The organism is Pseudomonas sp. IPO3747, from assembly GCF_013385245.1.
In the GTDB taxonomy this organism is placed as follows: domain Bacteria; phylum Pseudomonadota; class Gammaproteobacteria; order Pseudomonadales; family Pseudomonadaceae; genus Aquipseudomonas; species Aquipseudomonas edaphica.
Genome location: NZ_JACAQL010000019.1, coordinates 90286 through 107114, shown reverse-complemented (window position 1 = coordinate 107114; position 16829 = coordinate 90286). Strand labels below are relative to the sequence as shown.

Annotated in this window: 13 protein-coding genes and 1 pseudogene; 9 read left to right on the top strand and 5 right to left on the bottom strand. The window is 61.3% G+C overall.

Going from position 1 to position 16829, the window contains the following annotated elements; genetic code table 11:
• Positions 1 to 109: 109 nt before the first annotated feature.
• From HX790_RS21535 to edd, 4 genes are all read right to left on the bottom strand, one after another.
• Positions 110 to 1537 (bottom strand): ATP-binding protein, encoded by a 1428-nt coding sequence (locus HX790_RS21535; RefSeq protein ID WP_198431518.1) that lies wholly within the window; start codon positions 1535 to 1537, stop codon positions 110 to 112.
• A gap of 31 nt (positions 1538 to 1568) precedes the next feature.
• Positions 1569 to 2303 (bottom strand): response regulator, encoded by a 735-nt coding sequence (locus tag HX790_RS21530; RefSeq protein ID WP_017139770.1) that lies wholly within the window; start codon positions 2301 to 2303, stop codon positions 1569 to 1571.
• A 152-nt stretch (positions 2304 to 2455) separates the two neighbouring features.
• A complete protein-coding gene (locus HX790_RS21525; RefSeq protein ID WP_138451875.1) occupies positions 2456 to 3412 on the bottom strand; it encodes a glucokinase in 957 nt (318 codons plus the stop codon).
• Positions 3409 to 5235: a phosphogluconate dehydratase gene (edd, locus tag HX790_RS21520; protein ID WP_138451872.1), complete on the bottom strand. Its 1827-nt coding sequence runs from the start codon at positions 5233 to 5235 to the stop codon at positions 3409 to 3411. Before edd ends, HX790_RS21525 begins: the two co-directional genes overlap by 4 nt.
• A gap of 221 nt (positions 5236 to 5456) precedes the next feature.
• Between edd and gap the strand changes: the two genes are divergently transcribed.
• From gap to HX790_RS29900, 8 genes and pseudogenes are all read left to right on the top strand, one after another.
• Positions 5457 to 6458, top strand: coding sequence for a type I glyceraldehyde-3-phosphate dehydrogenase (gene gap / locus HX790_RS21515; protein ID WP_176992099.1), 1002 nt, complete (start codon positions 5457 to 5459; stop codon positions 6456 to 6458).
• A 225-nt stretch (positions 6459 to 6683) separates the two neighbouring features.
• The gene (locus tag HX790_RS21510; RefSeq protein ID WP_056858662.1) at positions 6684 to 7202 is read left to right on the top strand and encodes an RNA polymerase sigma factor; all 519 of its coding nucleotides are present in this window, start codon (positions 6684 to 6686) and stop codon (positions 7200 to 7202) included.
• Positions 7203 to 7276: 74 nt separating this feature from the next.
• Entirely contained in the window at positions 7277 to 8245 is a 969-nt protein-coding gene (locus HX790_RS21505; protein WP_169985175.1) for a FecR domain-containing protein, read from the top strand.
• A 115-nt stretch (positions 8246 to 8360) separates the two neighbouring features.
• Positions 8361 to 10925, top strand: a complete 2565-nt coding sequence (locus HX790_RS21500; protein WP_169985177.1) for a TonB-dependent receptor — start codon at positions 8361 to 8363, stop codon at positions 10923 to 10925.
• Positions 10926 to 11060: 135 nt separating this feature from the next.
• Positions 11061 to 11669, top strand: coding sequence for a biliverdin-producing heme oxygenase (locus HX790_RS21495; RefSeq protein ID WP_176992098.1), 609 nt, complete (start codon positions 11061 to 11063; stop codon positions 11667 to 11669).
• Between the two features lie 199 nt (positions 11670 to 11868).
• A complete protein-coding gene (locus HX790_RS21490; protein ID WP_017139762.1) occupies positions 11869 to 12270 on the top strand; it encodes a YbaN family protein in 402 nt (133 codons plus the stop codon).
• An 85-nt stretch (positions 12271 to 12355) separates the two neighbouring features.
• Positions 12356 to 13642: pseudogene (locus HX790_RS29905) on the top strand (chemotaxis protein); the annotation flags it as partial.
• 150 nt (positions 13643 to 13792) lie between these two features.
• Positions 13793 to 14548, top strand: coding sequence for a methyl-accepting chemotaxis protein (locus HX790_RS29900; protein ID WP_371318507.1), 756 nt, complete (start codon positions 13793 to 13795; stop codon positions 14546 to 14548).
• A gap of 119 nt (positions 14549 to 14667) precedes the next feature.
• On the opposite strand, the gene HX790_RS21480 is transcribed toward HX790_RS29900, so the two are convergent.
• Positions 14668 to 15231 (bottom strand): NAD(P)H nitroreductase, encoded by a 564-nt coding sequence (locus HX790_RS21480; RefSeq protein ID WP_017139760.1) that lies wholly within the window; start codon positions 15229 to 15231, stop codon positions 14668 to 14670.
• A gap of 139 nt (positions 15232 to 15370) precedes the next feature.
• Here HX790_RS21480 and HX790_RS21475 point away from each other — a divergent pair, with 139 nt between their 5' ends.
• Positions 15371 to 16798 (top strand): di-heme oxidoredictase family protein, encoded by a 1428-nt coding sequence (locus tag HX790_RS21475; protein ID WP_099549366.1) that lies wholly within the window; start codon positions 15371 to 15373, stop codon positions 16796 to 16798.
• The last annotated feature ends 31 nt before the right edge of the window (positions 16799 to 16829 follow it).

Sequence of the window (16829 nt, the reverse complement as noted above, 5' to 3'; positions counted from 1 at the left end):
GATCAAGACACAAGCGGGCTTGTGTGGGAGCTGGCTTGCCTGCGATAGCATCACCGCGGTCTGACTGAAAGAACAGGGTGCCTGCATCGCAGGCAAGCCAGCTCCCACATTAGTCCAGGGTTCGCGGCAGTTGTAAGGTCACCCGCAACCCGCCTTCGCGCAAATTCTGCAAACTCACTTCCCCACCATGGCTGTGGGCAATGTTGCGCGCGATGCCCAGGCCCAAGCCATACCCCTGCTGTTGGCCGGCCAGGCGAAAGTGCGGTTCGAAGACCTGTTCCAAACGCTGCTCCGGCACGCCCGGGCCTTCGTCATCCACATGCAGGATGAACTCCACGCCATCGTCCTCTATATGCAAATGCGCGTTCTGCCCGTACTTCAAGGCATTGTCGATCAGGTTGCCGATGCAGCGCTTGAGCGCCAGCGGTTTGCCCGGATAAGGGGTCAGCGCCCGTCCGTGCTGGGTGATACGGCCGTTACCGTTCGGCGCCAGGTACGGTTCCACCAGGCAATCAAGCACGTGGTTAAGGTCGACCGGCTCGATGTTCTCGTGGATGTCGGTGTCTTTGACGCATTGCAGTGCCCCCTTGACCAGCAACTCCAACTCATCCAGGTCACGACCGAATTTGGCTTGCAGGTTTTCGTCTTCCAGCAACTCCACGCGCAAGCGCAGACGCGTGATTGGCGTGCGCAAATCGTGGGAAATTGCGCTGAACAGTTGGCTGCGCTCGGTGAGGTAACGGCTGATGCGCTCGCGCATGGCGTTAAACGCACGGCCCACTTCCACCACTTCGCTGCCACCGCCTTCGGCCACCGGTTCCACATCGGCGCCCAGGGACATGTCCCGCGCTGCACGGGCCAGGCGCTTGAGCGGCCGGCTTTGCCAGTGCACCAGCAGGCCGATAAACAGCAACAGGAAACCGCTGGTCAGCACGATAAACCACACTTGCTGCGACGGCAGGCCTTGTTCTTCCAAACTGGTGTAGGGCTCGGGCAGCAGCGAGGCGATGTACAGCCATTCGCCGGGTGCCAGCTGGATTTGCGTGACCAGCACCGGCGGGTTCACCGGCTCCAGGGTCAGCGCGTAATGCGCCCAGGAACGCGGCAGTTCATCGAGTTTGAGGCCCGCGTTGAAAATACGCAGGTCCTCGGCGCTGACGAACTCCACCGAGATATGCACGTCGCTGCCCAGGGTCTGGCGCAGCACCTCGTCCACGGCTTGCAGCACCGCCTGCTTGCGCGGGGTCTGCGGCAGAATCTGCATGTCCAATGGGCGGTCGTTGAGGGTCACCACAAACCGCGTGCCGCCCATGCTGCGCAGTTGGTCGAGCACCAACGGGCGGTAGGCAACCGGCAGCGAGCGGAAGTAACTCACGCTGGCCGTCATCGAATGCGCCAGGCTGCGCGCGCTGGTCACCAGGCCTTCGAGCTGGGTGGCGCGAAGTTGCGAAACCCAGATCACGCTGGACAGCGCCTGGGCAAACAGCACCACAAGCAAGGTCAGCAGCAACATGCGCCCAAGCAGCGAACGCGGCACCGGAAAACGCCGGCGGCGCTCGGTCAGCGGCTCAGTGGGCATTGCCGGCAACCACGCTGGCTGCCAGTTGATAACCGCTGCCACGCACGGTGCGGATCAGCCTTGGAGGTTTTTCGGTATCGCGCAGGCGTTGGCGCAGGCGGCTGACGGCCATGTCGACGATACGGTCCAACGGCATCAGGTCGCGGCCACGGGTGGCATTGCCGATGGTGTCGCGGTCGAGAATCTGTTGGGGGTGATCAAGAAACAACTTGAGCAAGGCAAAGTCGGCGCCGGAGAGGATTACCTCTTCGCCGTCCACGTGAAACAGGCGATGACTGATCATGTCCAGGCGCCACTCATCGAACACCAGAACGTCGCCGCCACCCGTGCGCTCCTGGCCAAACTGGGCGCGACGCAACAAGGCTTTGATCCGCGCTTGCAGCTCGCGAGGGCTGAAGGGTTTGCCGATGTAGTCGTCGGCGCCCAGCTCCAGGCCGATCACGCGGTCGGCTTCGTCGGAACTGGCGGTCAGCATGATGATCGGCACCTGCGCCTGGCGCGGGTGCTGGCGAATCCAGCGGCAAAGGCTGAAACCGTCTTCGTCCGGCAACATCACATCGAGGATGACCAGGTCGCACGGCGCCTCGTTCATCGCCTGGCGGAACCCCGCGCCATCCGGCACGCCACGCACCTGGAAGCCGGCGCGACTGAGGTAGGTCTGCAGCAATTCGCGGATTTCCTGGTCGTCGTCGACGAGGAGAATCGATTTACTGATTACGCTCACGGGGTCCTCCTTGTTGTTATGGCCAAGCTTAAATCATTTGTTGCGTTTGAGGCCCTATCGCAGGCAAGCCAGCTCCCACAGTTGACTGCATTCCAAGGTTGGAACCCGGTCAACTGTGGGAGCTGGCTTGCCTGCGATGAGGCCATCAGCCCCTACGCAAAAGCCTGCTCAAGCGCAACACCGGCCCCGGTCAACCCGGAATACGGCGCCGTCACCAACCACACCGGAATGCCTTTGAAATAGTCGCTCATGCAGCCTTTGTCGCTGAAACTCTTGGCAAAACCGCTGTTGATAAAGAAGTCGGCAAACCTCGGAATCACCCCGCCCACGATGTACACACCACCACGCCCACCGGTGGTCAGCACGTTGTTACCGGCCACACGGCCCAGCCAGATACTGAACTGGTTCAACACTTCCATGGCCACCGGGTCGCCGGCCAGGCCCGCGGCCGTAATGGCTTCGGGCGTGTCCAGCACCGGCGTGTGCCCGTCGACCGCACAAATGGCGCGGTACACACGGGGCAGGCCGCCACCGCTCAAGGCGGTCTCGGCGCTGACGTGGCCAATCTCGCTGTAGATGTGCTGCCACAACTGGGTTTCACGCGGGCTGCTCAGCGGCAGGTCGACATGGCCACCCTCCCCTGGCAACGCCGCGTAACGGCCTTCGCCCAAATCCAGCAAGGTGCCCACACCCAGGCCAGTGCCCGGGCCGATCACCACGGCTGGGCGTAACGGCTCCGGCGTGCCTTGGCAGACCACACGGAATTCATCGGGTTTGAGCCGCGTCATGCCCAGGGCCATGGCCGTGAAGTCATTGACCAGCAGCAGCTCATCGACCTGCAGGGTTTTGCAAAACGCAGTTTTGCTCAGCCGCCAGTGATTGTTGGTGAATTTAAATTCATCGCCACTCACCGGCCCCGCGACTGACAGGCACACCGCGCCGATGTCCCCGATTTCCAGGCCTTCCTCCTTGAGGTAAACCTTGATGGCTTCCTCAGGGCTGTGGTGGTCCGCCGTGGCATGCACGCGGATCGAATGCAGTTCCTGATCCCGCCACAACGCAAAACGGGCGTTGGTACCACCAATGTCACCGACCAGCGCAAGCTTCACTTAAGCGTCTCCAAGGCAGAGGTAAAGGCGCTGGCGCCCTGCTCTGCGGAGCTTGCGGCCAAGCGCATAAATGCAAACAGCTCGCGACCGGCCCCCACGTTGTTGCCCAACAGGCCCGTGGCAGGCGTGCGCGCTGCAAATTCTTCGGCGTCCACCTTAAGCTCCAGGGTGCCCTTCACGCCATCGACGCGAATGATATCGCCATCCTTGACCCGCGCCAGCGGCCCGCCGCTCTGGGCTTCGGGGTTGACGTGAATCGCGGCGGGGATCTTACCCGACGCGCCAGACATACGCCCGTCTGTTACCAACGCAACTTTGAAGCCACGGTCCTGCAACACACCGAGGAACGGTGTCATCTTGTGCAGTTCCGGCATACCGTTGGAGCGCGGCCCCTGGAAGCGCATCACCGCGACAAAGTCTTTTTCCAGCTGGCCGGCCTTGAATGCATCGGCCAGATCCTGCTGATCCTGGAACACCACGGCCGGTGCTTCGACGATCTGATGCTCCGGCGCCACGGCCGAAACCTTCATCACACCACGCCCGAGATTGCCTTCCATCACGCGCAAGCCGCCTTCCGGCGAGAACGCACGGGCTACGGGGCGCAGGATGGTTTCGTCGAGGCTTTCGATCGGGCCGTCGCGCCAGATCAGCTCGCCGTCGACCAGGAACGGTTCCTGGGTGTAACGGCTCAAGCCCTTGCCCGCCACGGTGTTCACATCCTCATGGAGCAAGCCGGCTTCGAGCAGTTCGCGGATCAGGAACGACATGCCGCCCGCTGCCTGGAAGTGGTTGATGTCGGCCTTGCCGTTTGGATACACGTGGGACAGGGTCGGCACCACCTCGGAGAGGTCGGCCATGTCCTGCCAGGTGAGGATGATGCCCGCCGACATGGCGATAGCCGGCATGTGCAGGGTGTGGTTGGTAGAACCGCCGGTAGCGTTTAGGGCGACGATGGAGTTGACGATGGACTTCTCGTCGACGATCTCGCCAATCGGCGTGAAGTCGCCACTGGCTTTGGTCAGGCGCGTGACCTGGTGCGCGGCCTCACGGGTCAGCGCGTCACGCAGCGGCGTGTACGGGTTGACGAACGAAGCGCCCGGCAGGTGCAGGCCCATCACTTCCATCAGCAACTGGTTGGTGTTGGCGGTGCCGTAGAAGGTGCAGGTGCCGGGGCTGTGGTAGGACTTCATCTCCGATTCCAGCAGTTCCTCACGGGTAGCCTTGCCTTCGGCATAACGCTGGCGCACGTCGGCTTTCTGCTTGTTGGAGATGCCCGACGGCATAGGGCCGCCCGGCACGAAGATCATCGGCAGGTGGCCGTAGCGCAGCGCACCCATCATCAGCCCCGGCACAATCTTGTCGCAGATGCCCAGCATCAGCGCGGCATCGAACATGTTGTGGGACAGCGCTACCGCCGTCGACATGGCGATGACTTCGCGGCTGAGCAAGCTTAGCTCCATGCCAGGCTCGCCTTGGGTCACGCCGTCGCACATGGCGGGCGTGCCACCGGCGAACTGGCCGACCGAGCCGACTTCGCGCAGGGCTTTCTTGATCTGTTCCGGGAAATGTTCGTACGGCTGGTGCGCCGAGAGCATGTCGTTATATGACGAAACAATTGCCACGTTGGCGGCATTCATCATACGCAGACTATTTTTATCTTCAGTGCCGCAGCCGGCCACGCCGTGGGCAAAGTTGGCGCATTGCAGCTTGCCGCGCATCGGGCCGTCGCTGGCCGCGCCACGAATGAGCGCAAGGTAAGCCTCGCGGGTTGCACGACTGCGGGCGATAAGCCGTTCGGTGACCTCAAGAACGCGGGGATGCATGTATAGAACTCCAGGCTAACGGATGTGGCGACCTGAGAGTCTATGCTGATCAAACGCCCGCAGCTCATGGGATGGCAGGGTGTCGTTTGAATCATCGGACCAGTTGATTCAGGTCACTCGTTGTAGATTGAACAAAATATTGCCACTAAAAAGGCTTGTTTTCTATTTTTATGCGAATAATCTTGTAATTCTTACAACAAATCGACGACAGGCACTTTCCAATGACTCTTCGTATCGCAATCAATGGTTTTGGCCGTATCGGCCGTAATGTCCTGCGCGCACTGTATACCCAAGGCTACCGCCAGGATTTGCAGATCGTCGCCATCAATGATCTGGGCGACAGCTCGATCAATGCCCACCTGCTCAAATACGACACCGTGCATGGCACTTTCGACGCAGAGGTCGCCCACGATCAGGAAAGCCTGACCGTCAATGGTGACCGGATTGCCGTCAGTGCCATTCGCAACCCGGCCGACCTGCCGTGGGCTGCGCACAAGATCGACGTGGTATTCGAATGCACCGGTCTGTTCACCGACCGCGACAAGGCTGCCGCCCATATTACCGCCGGTGCGCGCAAGGTAATCATCTCGGCCCCGGCCAAAGGCGCTGACGCCACCGTGGTTTACGGGGTAAACCATGACATTTTGCGTCAATCGCACCAGATCATCTCCAACGCGTCGTGCACCACCAACTGCCTGGCACCTGTGGCTCAGGTGCTGCATCGCGAGCTGGGCATCGAAAGCGGCCTGATGACCACCATTCACGCTTACACCAATGACCAGAACCTCACCGACGTGTACCACACCGACCCGTACCGCGCGCGTTCGGCCACCCAGAACATGATCCCGAGCAAGACCGGCGCCGCTGAAGCGGTCGGCCTGGTACTGCCGGAACTGGCAGGCAAGCTGACCGGCATGGCCGTGCGTGTGCCGGTGATCAACGTGTCGCTGGTGGACCTCACCGTGACGCTGAAAAAAGAAGCCAGCGCCGAGCAAGTCAACGCACTGCTGAAAGAAGCCAGCCAGCATTCGAAGATCCTCGGCTACAACACCCTGCCACTGGTTTCGAGCGACTTTAACCATAACCCGCTGTCGTCGATTTTCGATGCCAATCACACCAAGGTCAGTGGCAAGTTGCTGAAGGTGCTGGCGTGGTACGACAACGAGTGGGGCTTCTCCAACCGTATGCTGGATAACTGCCTGGCGCTCTGCAACGCCGAGTAAACCGACCCGGTTGTTCCATTGTGTGGACTGGCTTGTGTGGGAGCTGGCTTGCCTGCGATAGCATCACCGCGGTCTGTCTGAAAGACCAGGGCGCCTGCATCGCAGGCAAGCCAGCTCCCACACAAGCCAGCTCCCACAGGAGTCGACGCAGCATCTCAAAGTGCCACTTGCCATTTGAGTTGATGATAAGCATTATCATTAACTGCAAACCGGTCTGGTATCACTGTGAGCCAATCTCGCTTCAACCAAGTCTTTCTCACCCAACGGGTGATTCTGCTACGCACTCTGCAGCGGATGGTGAATAACCACAGCACCGCCGAAGACCTGTTGCAGGAAACCTACCTGCGCGTCACGCGGGCGCTCAGCGAGCGGCCGATCGATCACCTTGAACCCTTCGTCTATCAAACCGCGCGCAACCTGGCGCTGGACCATCTGCGCTCGCGCCGCATCCAGGCCCGCACACTGCAAGAAGATGTGCCGCTGGACGTACTGCAGAGCGTCGCCGCGCCGATCAGCACGCCCGAGGACGCCACCCAGGCCGAGCAATTGCTCGAACACCTGAGCGTCAGCCTCGGCCAGTTGAGCGCGCGCCAGCAGCAGATTTTCATCCTCAGCCGCCTGCACGGTTGCAGCTACCAGGAGATTGCCGATCAGTTGCAAGTGTCCTTGAGCACGGTGCAAAAGGAACTGAAATTGATCATGGCTATCTGTGTAGGAGTGGCCGAACGGCTGGATCAGCCTTAAGCTTCACCCGACAGAGGTGTCGAACCAGGCTGTAGGAAAGATGAATAGAACGTGGCGAAGACCCGAGGAACACCGTGACGGACCCGAATAAGCTGCGCCCCCATGAGCTGGCTCATGAGGTGTTGCAAGACGCGGCCATGGACCAAGCCCTCGACTGGCTGATCGCCTTGCAATGCCCGCAACCCGGGCAGCAAGCCGAGTTCGATGCCTGGCTGGCCAGCGACCCGGCGCACCTGCTCGCCTTCAGCAAGGCCCAGGCCGCCTGGGGCGGCGCGCCGGTTCACAGCGCCGCCGTGGCCTTGGCAGTGCCGCGCAAACCCAGCGCGTGGCGGCGTATCAAGCCGCATTGGAAACCCCTGGCCACCGCCGCTGTGCTGCTGATCGGTCTGTTCAGCTTCAGCAACCTGCCCGTGCGACTGCAGGCCGACCACCTCACCGTGGTCGGTGAACGCCAGCGCCTGCAATTGGATGACGGCTCCAAAGTGTTACTGAACACCAATTCGGCGTTTTCCAGCAGCATCAAGGACCACCAGCGCGTCGCCCGACTGTTCCAGGGCGAAGCTTTCTTTGAGGTGGCGCCCAGCCGTGGCCTGCCGCTTGAAATTGACGCCGGGCCCGTGCGCGCCAGCGTGCGCGACACCGACTTCGCCGTGCGCTACCTCAATGGCGAAGCCCAGGTGCAGGTGCAGCGCGGCGATGTGGACTTGAGCAACACCTTTGACGATGCCCGCGTGCGCTTGAGCGCCGGAGAGAGTATCCGCATCGGCCCCAAAGGCTTCGGCCAACCGGCCAAACTGGATGCGAGTAAAGACTTGGCGTGGGTCCAGGGCCGCCTGGTATTCGAAAACTGCCCGATGAGCGAAGTGCTCGCCGAGTTGCGCCGCTATTACCCCGGCTGGATCGTCAACACCAACGACAAGCTCGCAAGCGTGGCCGTCACCGGCAATTACCGCCTCGACCAACCGCTGGATGTGGTGCGCTCCCTGGCGCACATCACCTCGGCCAAGCTCTCGGAGTACCCGGCGCTGGTTATCTTGAACTAAATGAGAATTATTTTTACTCGATAGTAACCGGCGGTTCGTCTCGTTATAGCCAATGCAACTGATTCCTATTTGATCAGCTCGCAACTATAAGATTCGTATCCCCGGAGCGCTCTCGATGTCCTCTCGTTTCAACCGCCGGTCCTCTTCGCCCGTTCTGTCCTTGCTCACCGCCGCCATCCTGCTGGCCAGCGCGCCGGTGATGGCCGCCACTGCCGCCGAACCGGCCGCGCGCAGCCACGGCAATTACAGTTTCAGTATCGAACAGCAGCCCTTGGTGTCGGCGTTGAATGCCTTTACCAGCGTTACCGGCTGGCAAGTCGGCTTGCCGGCAGAGCTTGGCCAGGGTGTGTCGTCCCCCGGCGTGCGCGGCGCACTCTCGCCGGAAAAAGCCCTGGACCGGTTGTTGCTGGGCACCAACCTGAGCTACCGCAAACTGGGCAATAACAACATCGTGCTGGAAAAGCGCCCAGCGGGCAGCACGCTCAATCTGCAGCAGGTGACCATCAGCGCCACCCGCAGTGAGCAGGACGTCAACAGCGTGCCAAGCACCGTTACTGTGCATGCGCGTGAGGAGCTGGACCGCCAGAACGTGAACACCATCCGTGAACTGGTGCGTTACGAGCCCAACGTGTCGGTCGGCGGCGCAGGCACCCGCGCCAGCAACGCCGGCTACAACATTCGCGGCATCGACGGCGACCGTATCCTCACTCAAGTGGACGGCGTGGAAGTGCCGGACAACTTCTTCAACGGCCCGTACGCCAAAACCCGCCGTAACTACGTCGACCCGGAAATCGTCAAGCGCGTCGAGATCCTGCGCGGCCCAGCCTCGGCACTGTACGGCAGCAGCGCCATCGGCGGCGCGGTGAGCTACTTCACCCTCGACCCGGACGACATCATCAAGCCCGGCCAGGACGTCGGCGCCCGCCTCAAAACCGGCTACAGCTCCGCCGACGACAGCTGGCTGACCTCCGGCACCGTCGCCGGCCGCGTGCAGGACTTCGACGGTTTGCTGCACCTGAGCCAGCGCAATGGCCATGAAATGGAGTCCTACGACGGCAACAACGCCACCGGCCTGGCCCGCACCGGCGCTAACCCGGAAGATGCGCGCACCACCAATATCCTGGCGAAAATGGGTTGGAATTATGGCGATGACAATCGGCTGGGATTGACCTACGAGAAGTTCAAGGATGATCGCGACGTCAATCTGAAGAACGCCGTGGGCGGCCCCTTCGTCGGCGGGCGTGGCTTTAATTTCTACCGTGGGCGTTCGGGTAACGACACCATCACCCGTGAACGCTTCGGCATCGAAAACCGCTTTGCCCTCGACTCGCCGATAGCCGATCAGATCAAGACCAGCCTCAACTACCAGATTGCCAAGACTGACCAGAGCACCGCTGAAATCTACCAGCCATCGCGCCGCGTCATGCGCACCCGCGACACCCTGTACGAAGAAAAACAGTGGGTCTTCGACGCACAGCTGGACAAGGCGTTCAGCCTCGGTGAAACCGATCACCAGGTCACCTATGGCACCACCCTCAAGCAGCAGAAAGTCAGCGGCTCGCGCGAAGGCTCGGCCTACTGCCTCGCCGTCGGCTCAGGTTGCACGGCGATCGGCGCGCCCAGCCCGTCTGCCGGCGACAGCGTGAAAAAGTCCAGCGACTTCCCGGACCCGACCATCAACACTTACTCGCTGTTTGCCCAGGACCAGATCAGCTGGGACAAATGGACCTTCCTGCCCGCCGTACGTTACGACTACACCCGGCTCAAGCCCAAGCTGACCCAGGAATTCCTCAACACCGTAAACCCGACCGGCGCCTACCCGGTCAGCGACAAAGAAAAAACCTGGCACCGCGTCACGCCAAAATTCGGCCTGACCTACGCGCTAACCGATCAGTACACCTGGTTCGGCCAGTACGCCGAGGGCTTCCGCACCCCGTCGGCCAAGGCGCTGTATGGCCGCTTTGAAAACCTCAACCTGGGCTACACCGTCGAGCCAAACCCGAACCTCAAGCCGGAAACCAGCAAGGGTATCGAGACCGGAATTCGCGGCCAGTTCGATGAGGGCTCCTTCGACATCGCGGTGTTCTACAACAAGTACCGCGACTTTATCGACGAAGACGCCTCGGTCGCCGGCGGCGACATCCAAACTTTCGAAGCCAACAACATCAAGCACGCCACCATCAAGGGGGTTGAGGCCAAAGGCCGCCTGAACCTCGATGCGTTCGGAGCGCCGCAAGGTCTCTACACACAGGGCTCGGTGGGCTACACCTACGGCCGCAACGACGACAACGGCGAGCCGCTCAACAGCGTCAACCCGCTTAAAGGCGTATTCGGCCTGGGCTACGAGCAAGAGCAATACGGCGCGCTGGTCAGCTGGACGCTGGTGAAAAAACAGAACCGTGTCGACAGCACCACCTTCCACGCGCCGGATGGCAGCACCAGCGCTCCGTTCAAGACCCCAGGCTTTGGCATCGTCGACCTCACCGGTTTCTACAAAGTCACCAACGACGTGACCATCAACGGCGGCCTCTACAACCTCACCGACAAGAAGTACTGGAACTGGGATGACGTGCGCAGCTACGACGGCGTCGGCGAAGCCGGCGTGACCGCGCCGGCCAACCTCGACCGCCTGACTCAGCCGGGTCGCAACTTCGCGATCAACCTGATCTGGGACATCTGACAGCCGCCCTCACCTTGCCGCCCTTTATCAGCGGCGAGGTGAGGTTTTTTTACTGTGCCGCGTCTTCTTGTTCGTCTAGTTGATAACAGCTCTCTTTAGAGCACCCAGGCGCGCCCCTTCTCAAGGATTTTTTCGATGACCGCTTCTCCTACCGCAGAACGCCCAAACCTGCGCTCCCAGCGCCTGAACCAGATCACCCACGCGCCACACACCAAGCTCGACGCGCTGGTCAAAGCCCACGCGCCGTTTGAAACTCCAGCCAACTTCGCCCGTTTTGTAGTGGCGCAGTACCTGTTCCAGTCGGAACTGGTGGCGCTGTACAACGACCCCGAGTTGATCAAGATCGTCCCGGACCTGGCTGAGCGCTGCCGCGCCGACGCCGCCAAACTCGACCTGGCCGACCTGGAAACCGACGTGCCAGCACCGGTTGCCGGCGCCGTGAAAAACCCGAGCAAAGCCGAAGCCCTGGGCTGGTTGTTCGTGTCCGAAGGCTCCAAGCTGGGCGCTGCATTCTTGATCAAGCGCGCCGTGGGCCTGGGCCTGAGCGAAACCTTCGGTGCCCGTCACTTGGGCGAGCCGGCCGGTGGCCGCGCTGAAGGCTGGAAGCGCTTCACCCGCACCCTCGACGGCCTGGAGTTCAGCGCCGAAGAAGAAGCGGCGGCAGAAAAAGGTGCCATCGACGCGTTTGTGCGCTTCACCGTGCTGCTGGAACAGGCGTACGCTAGCGCCCCTGAACTGGCGTAACAGGCCACGATGGGCGCTGGCTTGTGTGGGAGCTGGCTTGTTGTGGGAGCTGGCTTGCCTGCGATGCGCTCACCTCGGTCTACCTGTCAGACCGAGTCGATGCTATCGCAGGCAAGCCAGCTCCCACACAAGCCAGCTCCCACATTTGAGCGGATTTCAGTTCGAATAATGTGTAACCCCTCAACAGATAAACTTCAGCATGACCGGCAAAACCCAATCCACCTCAAAAATCGCCCAGCTGCTCTTCGGCCTGCTGGCCTACGTCAGCCTGGGCATTGGGTTGGTGGCGATTGTCATACCGGGTTTGCCCACCACCGAATTCATCCTGCTGGCCGCCTGGGCGGCGACTAAAAGCTCGCCGCGCCTGAGCGCCTGGCTGGAAAACCACCGGCTGTTCGGACCGATTCTGTTCAACTGGCGCAATGGCAAGATCATCGCGCGCCGCGCCAAAGTCAGCGCCACCGTGAGCATGCTGCTGTGCGCCGTATTGATGTTGGTGATGCTCGATCACGGCTGGCCGATCTACCTGGCGATTGCCGGCATGAGCCTGGGCAACCTGTGGATCTGGTCACGCCCGGAACGGCTTGCAGCCCCCGTATAACGCGGCGCGTAGTGCTTTTCCTACCGCTCATCGCCTTTCCCTCATGAAACATCCCGTTACGCCGATGTTCCGGACATAGCGCCGAATGGACTTGGCTCGCCCTGCTTGCCTTTCAACGAGTCCAATCGCGAGTGAACCTATGTTCGACACCCTCTCCATCCGCTTGAAAATCGTGCTGTTGTCCGGCCTTTGTCTGCTGGGGGTGATAGCGCTGATCATCAGTATCAACCTGTACGAGACCGGTCAGAATGACCATTTGATCAGCGATTCAAGCTCGCGAATGCTCACCCAAAGCGTTCAACACCTGCTGCAAGCCAAGGCCGCCGAACAAGCAGTGCAGTTACAGAAAACCTTTGGCGAAAACCTCGTGGTGGTCACCGCGCTGGCCGATCACGTCAAAGACCTGCGTGCCCTCGCCAACAAACGAGCGCTGGAGCCCGGCGCATTGCGAGAAGAGCTCAACCAGAGTGTCAAAACCGCCTTTGAGCGCAACAGCAAGGTACTGGGCATCTGGCTGTCATTCGAACCCAATGGCCTGGATGGCAAAGACAGCGACTTCGTCAACGACAAAACCCGCGTCTCCAATGAAAAAGGCCGTTTCTCCAGCTACTGGAGCCGCGCTGGCGGCGAAGGCCTGAACACCGTGATGGTCGAGGATGACCTGACCAAAACGACTCTCAACCTCAGCGGCACGCCCTACAACATCTGGTACACCTGCCCACGAGACACGCGCTCGGTGTGCCTGCTCGACCCGTATTCCGATGAAGTGGCCGGCAAGCAGGTGCTGATGACCACTATTTCGCTGCCGCTGATCGTCGACGGCAAAGTCATTGGTGTGGTCGGTATCGACCTGGCGCTCAATACGCTGCAGGCGATGACGGACGCGGCGCAAAAAGAACTGTTCGACGGCGCGGCGCACCTGGAAATTCTGTCCAGCACCGGTTTGATTGCGGCCTACAGCGGCCAGCCGGACAAAGTCGGCAAAAACCTGGTCGACACCATCGGCGGGGAAGGCAAGGAAATCGTGCAACTGCTGGCCAACGATACACGCACGATCCGTGAGCAAGATGACACGATCCGCGCCGTGTACCCGGTCAAGCCGATTGCCGACGCCAAGGCCTGGGGCGTTGTGATCAAACTGCCCAAGAACGTGATGCTGGCCGACACCTTGAAACTGCAAGACGTGCTCGACAAAGCCCAAGCCTCGGGCACGCTCAAAGCCTTGCTGGTCGGCGCCGCCGCGGCCCTGCTCGGCCTGCTGCTGATCTGGTTGACCGCCACCGGCGTGACCCGCCCGATCAACACCGTTGCGGCCATGCTCAAGAACATCGCCAGCGGCGAAGGCGACCTCACGCAGCGCCTGACCTACGCCAAGAAGGACGAACTGGGCGAGTTGGCAAACTGGTTCAACCGCTTCCTCGACAAGCTGCAACCGACCATTGCGCAGATCAAGCAGAGCATCACTGAAGCGCGTGGCACGGCGGACCAGTCCTCAGCCATTGCCCGCCAGACCAGCGAAGGCATGCAGGTGCAGTTCCGCGAAATCGATCAGGTGGCCACTGCCTCCAATGAAATGAGCGCCACCGCCCATGATGTGGCCAACAGCGCCTCCAACGCTGCCAGCGCCGCCCGTGGCGCGGACCAATCGGCGCGCGACGGCATGTCGATCATCGAGCAGAGCACCCGCGACATCACTACCCTGGCCGAAGAAGTCAGCAAGGCCGTGACCGAAGTGGAAGCGTTGGCGGTCAACAGCGAGCAGATTGGTTCGGTGCTCGAAGTGATCCGCAGCATTGCCGAGCAAACCAACCTGCTGGCGCTGAACGCCGCCATCGAAGCCGCACGCGCAGGGGAAAGCGGGCGTGGGTTTGCGGTAGTGGCCGACGAGGTGCGCAACCTGGCCAAACGTACCCAGGACTCAGTAGAGGAAATTCGCCTGGTGATCGAGCGCATCCAGAGCGGCACCCGTGGCGTGGTGGCGACCATGCATTCCAGCCAGCACCAGGCCCAGAGCAATGCCGGGCAGATCCATCAAGCGGTGCAGGCGCTGGGCAAGATCAGTGACGCGGTAACAGTGATCAGCGACATGAACCTGCAGATCGCCAGCGCCGCCGAACAACAGAGCGCCGTGGCCGAAGAGGTCAACCGCAACGTTTCGGCGATCCGCACCGTGACCGAAACCCTCACCGGCCAGGCCACCGAGTCAGCGGCCATCAGCAGCCAACTGAATGCGCTGGCGACCCAGCAGATGAAGTTGATGGATCAGTTCAAGGTATAAACCCGATCCTCAAAACAATGAAGATCCCCTGTGGGAGCTGGCTTGCCTGCGATGGCGGTGGGTCAGTCAGTACATCCATGACTGACAGGCCATTATCGCAGGCAAGCCAGCTCCCACAATTAGACGCCGGTCCAGGCCTGAACAAACGCCGCTAAATCTTCTTTAGCCGCTGTACGCGGCGGGTTCTGCGGCGTGCCCAAATAGAGGAAGCCAATCACTTCCTCATCCGCCGTCAGCCCCAAGCCTTTGGCCACATGGGCCGAGTACGACAACTCACCGGTGCGCCACACCGCCCCGATCCCCTGCGCATAAGCCGCCAGCAAAATACCGTGTGCCGCACACGCAGCCGCCAGCAGTTGCTCGGATTTAGGCACCTTAAAGTGCTCTTGCAGACGCGCAATCACCACCACCACCAACGGCGCACGCAGCGGCCCATTCTGAGCCTTGTCGATAGCGGCTTGCGGTGCGTCGGCGTCCTGCAGGCGTGCGGCTTCGGCCAGCAGCGTGCCCATCTGCTCACGGGCGGCACCTTCTACGGTGAGAAAGCGCCATGGGCGCAGTTGACCATGGTCGGGCGCGCGCATGGCGGCGGCGAACAGCACATCGCGCTGCTCCTGGGTCGGCGCCGGCTCCAGCAAACGCGGCACGGAAACACGGTTGAGCAAAGCGTCGAGAGCCTGCATTGGCCACCTCCAGAAAAAATGTGCGGTCATTCTAGCGGGAATGAATCAAATACCACCAAACGATAATTGCTCTTATTCAATCCGCCCTGCCCTGTTAGACTTTGCGACCCTCTTTTTCGCCTTAGTCGCAGGAAACCCGATGGTCCGTTCGCCTCTTCGTCTGTGCGCAGCATTGATGGCCTTGAGCCTGACCGCCTGCGACGACGCCCCCAGGTTTACCAAGGCAGAGCCGGGTGAATCACGAGCGGGCGGCGCGACGACGGTGAACAAGCGCGACCAGAACGCGTTTTCCCTGCCTTCGGCCAACCTGGCGCCCACCCGTCGCCTGGATTTCAGCGTCGGCAACAGCTTCTTTCGCAGCCCCTGGGTGATTGCGCCGTCCACCACCACCGCGCGTGACGGTCTGGGCCCGTTGTTCAACACCAATGCTTGCCAGAACTGCCATATCAAGGACGGCCGTGGCCATCCGCCGCTGCCCGACGCACCGAATGCGGTGTCGATGCTGGTGCGCCTGTCGATCCCGCCTGCGCCCGCCGATGCCCGGCTCATCGAGCAGATCGGCGTGGTGCCCGAGCCGGTCTACGGTGGGCAACTGCAGGACATGGCCGTGCCAGGCGTGGCGCCTGAAGGCAAAGTGCGGGTCGACTACACGCCCGTCAACGTGACCTTCAAGGACGGCAGCGTGGTCGAGTTGCGCAAGCCAAATCTGCAAATCACCCAGCTGGGCTACGGCCCGATGCACGCCGAAACACTTTTCTCGGCGCGGATTGCGCCACCGATGATCGGCCTGGGCCTGCTCGAAGCCATCAGCGATGCCGACATCTTGCGCAACACCGACGCAAAAACCGCCGACAAGGAAGCCCTCATTGGTCGCGCCAATTGGGTCTGGGATGACGCGCAGCACCAAACCGTACTCGGGCGCTTTGGCTGGAAAGCCGGGCAACCCAACCTCAATCAACAAAATGTTCACGCGTTTTCTGGTGATATGGGCCTCACCACGTCCCTGAGACCCTTTGATGACTGCACCGCCGCCCAAGTCGCCTGCAAACAGGCGCCCAATGGCAATGGCCCCGAGGGCGAGCCGGAAGTCAGCGATAACATCCTGCGCCTGGTGCTGTTCTACACCCGCAACCTCGCCGTACCGGCGCGCCGTGGCGTCAACACGCCGCAGGTGCTCGCCGGCAAAAACCTGTTCTATCAGGCCGGTTGCCAGGGTTGCCATAAGCCGACGTTCACCACGGCGGCCACGGCCGTCGAGCCTGAATTGGCCAACCAGGTGATTCGCCCTTATAGCGACCTGTTGTTACACGACATGGGCGAAGGCCTGGCCGACCACCGCAGCGAGTTCAAGGCCGGCGGCCGCGACTGGCGTACGCCGCCGTTGTGGGGCATTGGCCTGACGCAGGCCGTAAGTGGTCACACCCAGTTTTTGCATGATGGCCGCGCCCGTAACCTGCTCGAAGCCGTGCTCTGGCATGGCGGTGAAGCACAAGCGGCGCAGCAGCATGTGTTGTCCTTTAATGCCGAGCAGCGTGCTGCGTTGCTGGCGTTCCTGAACTCTTTATAAGCATTGCCACAATTACAGTAGGGAGCTCGAC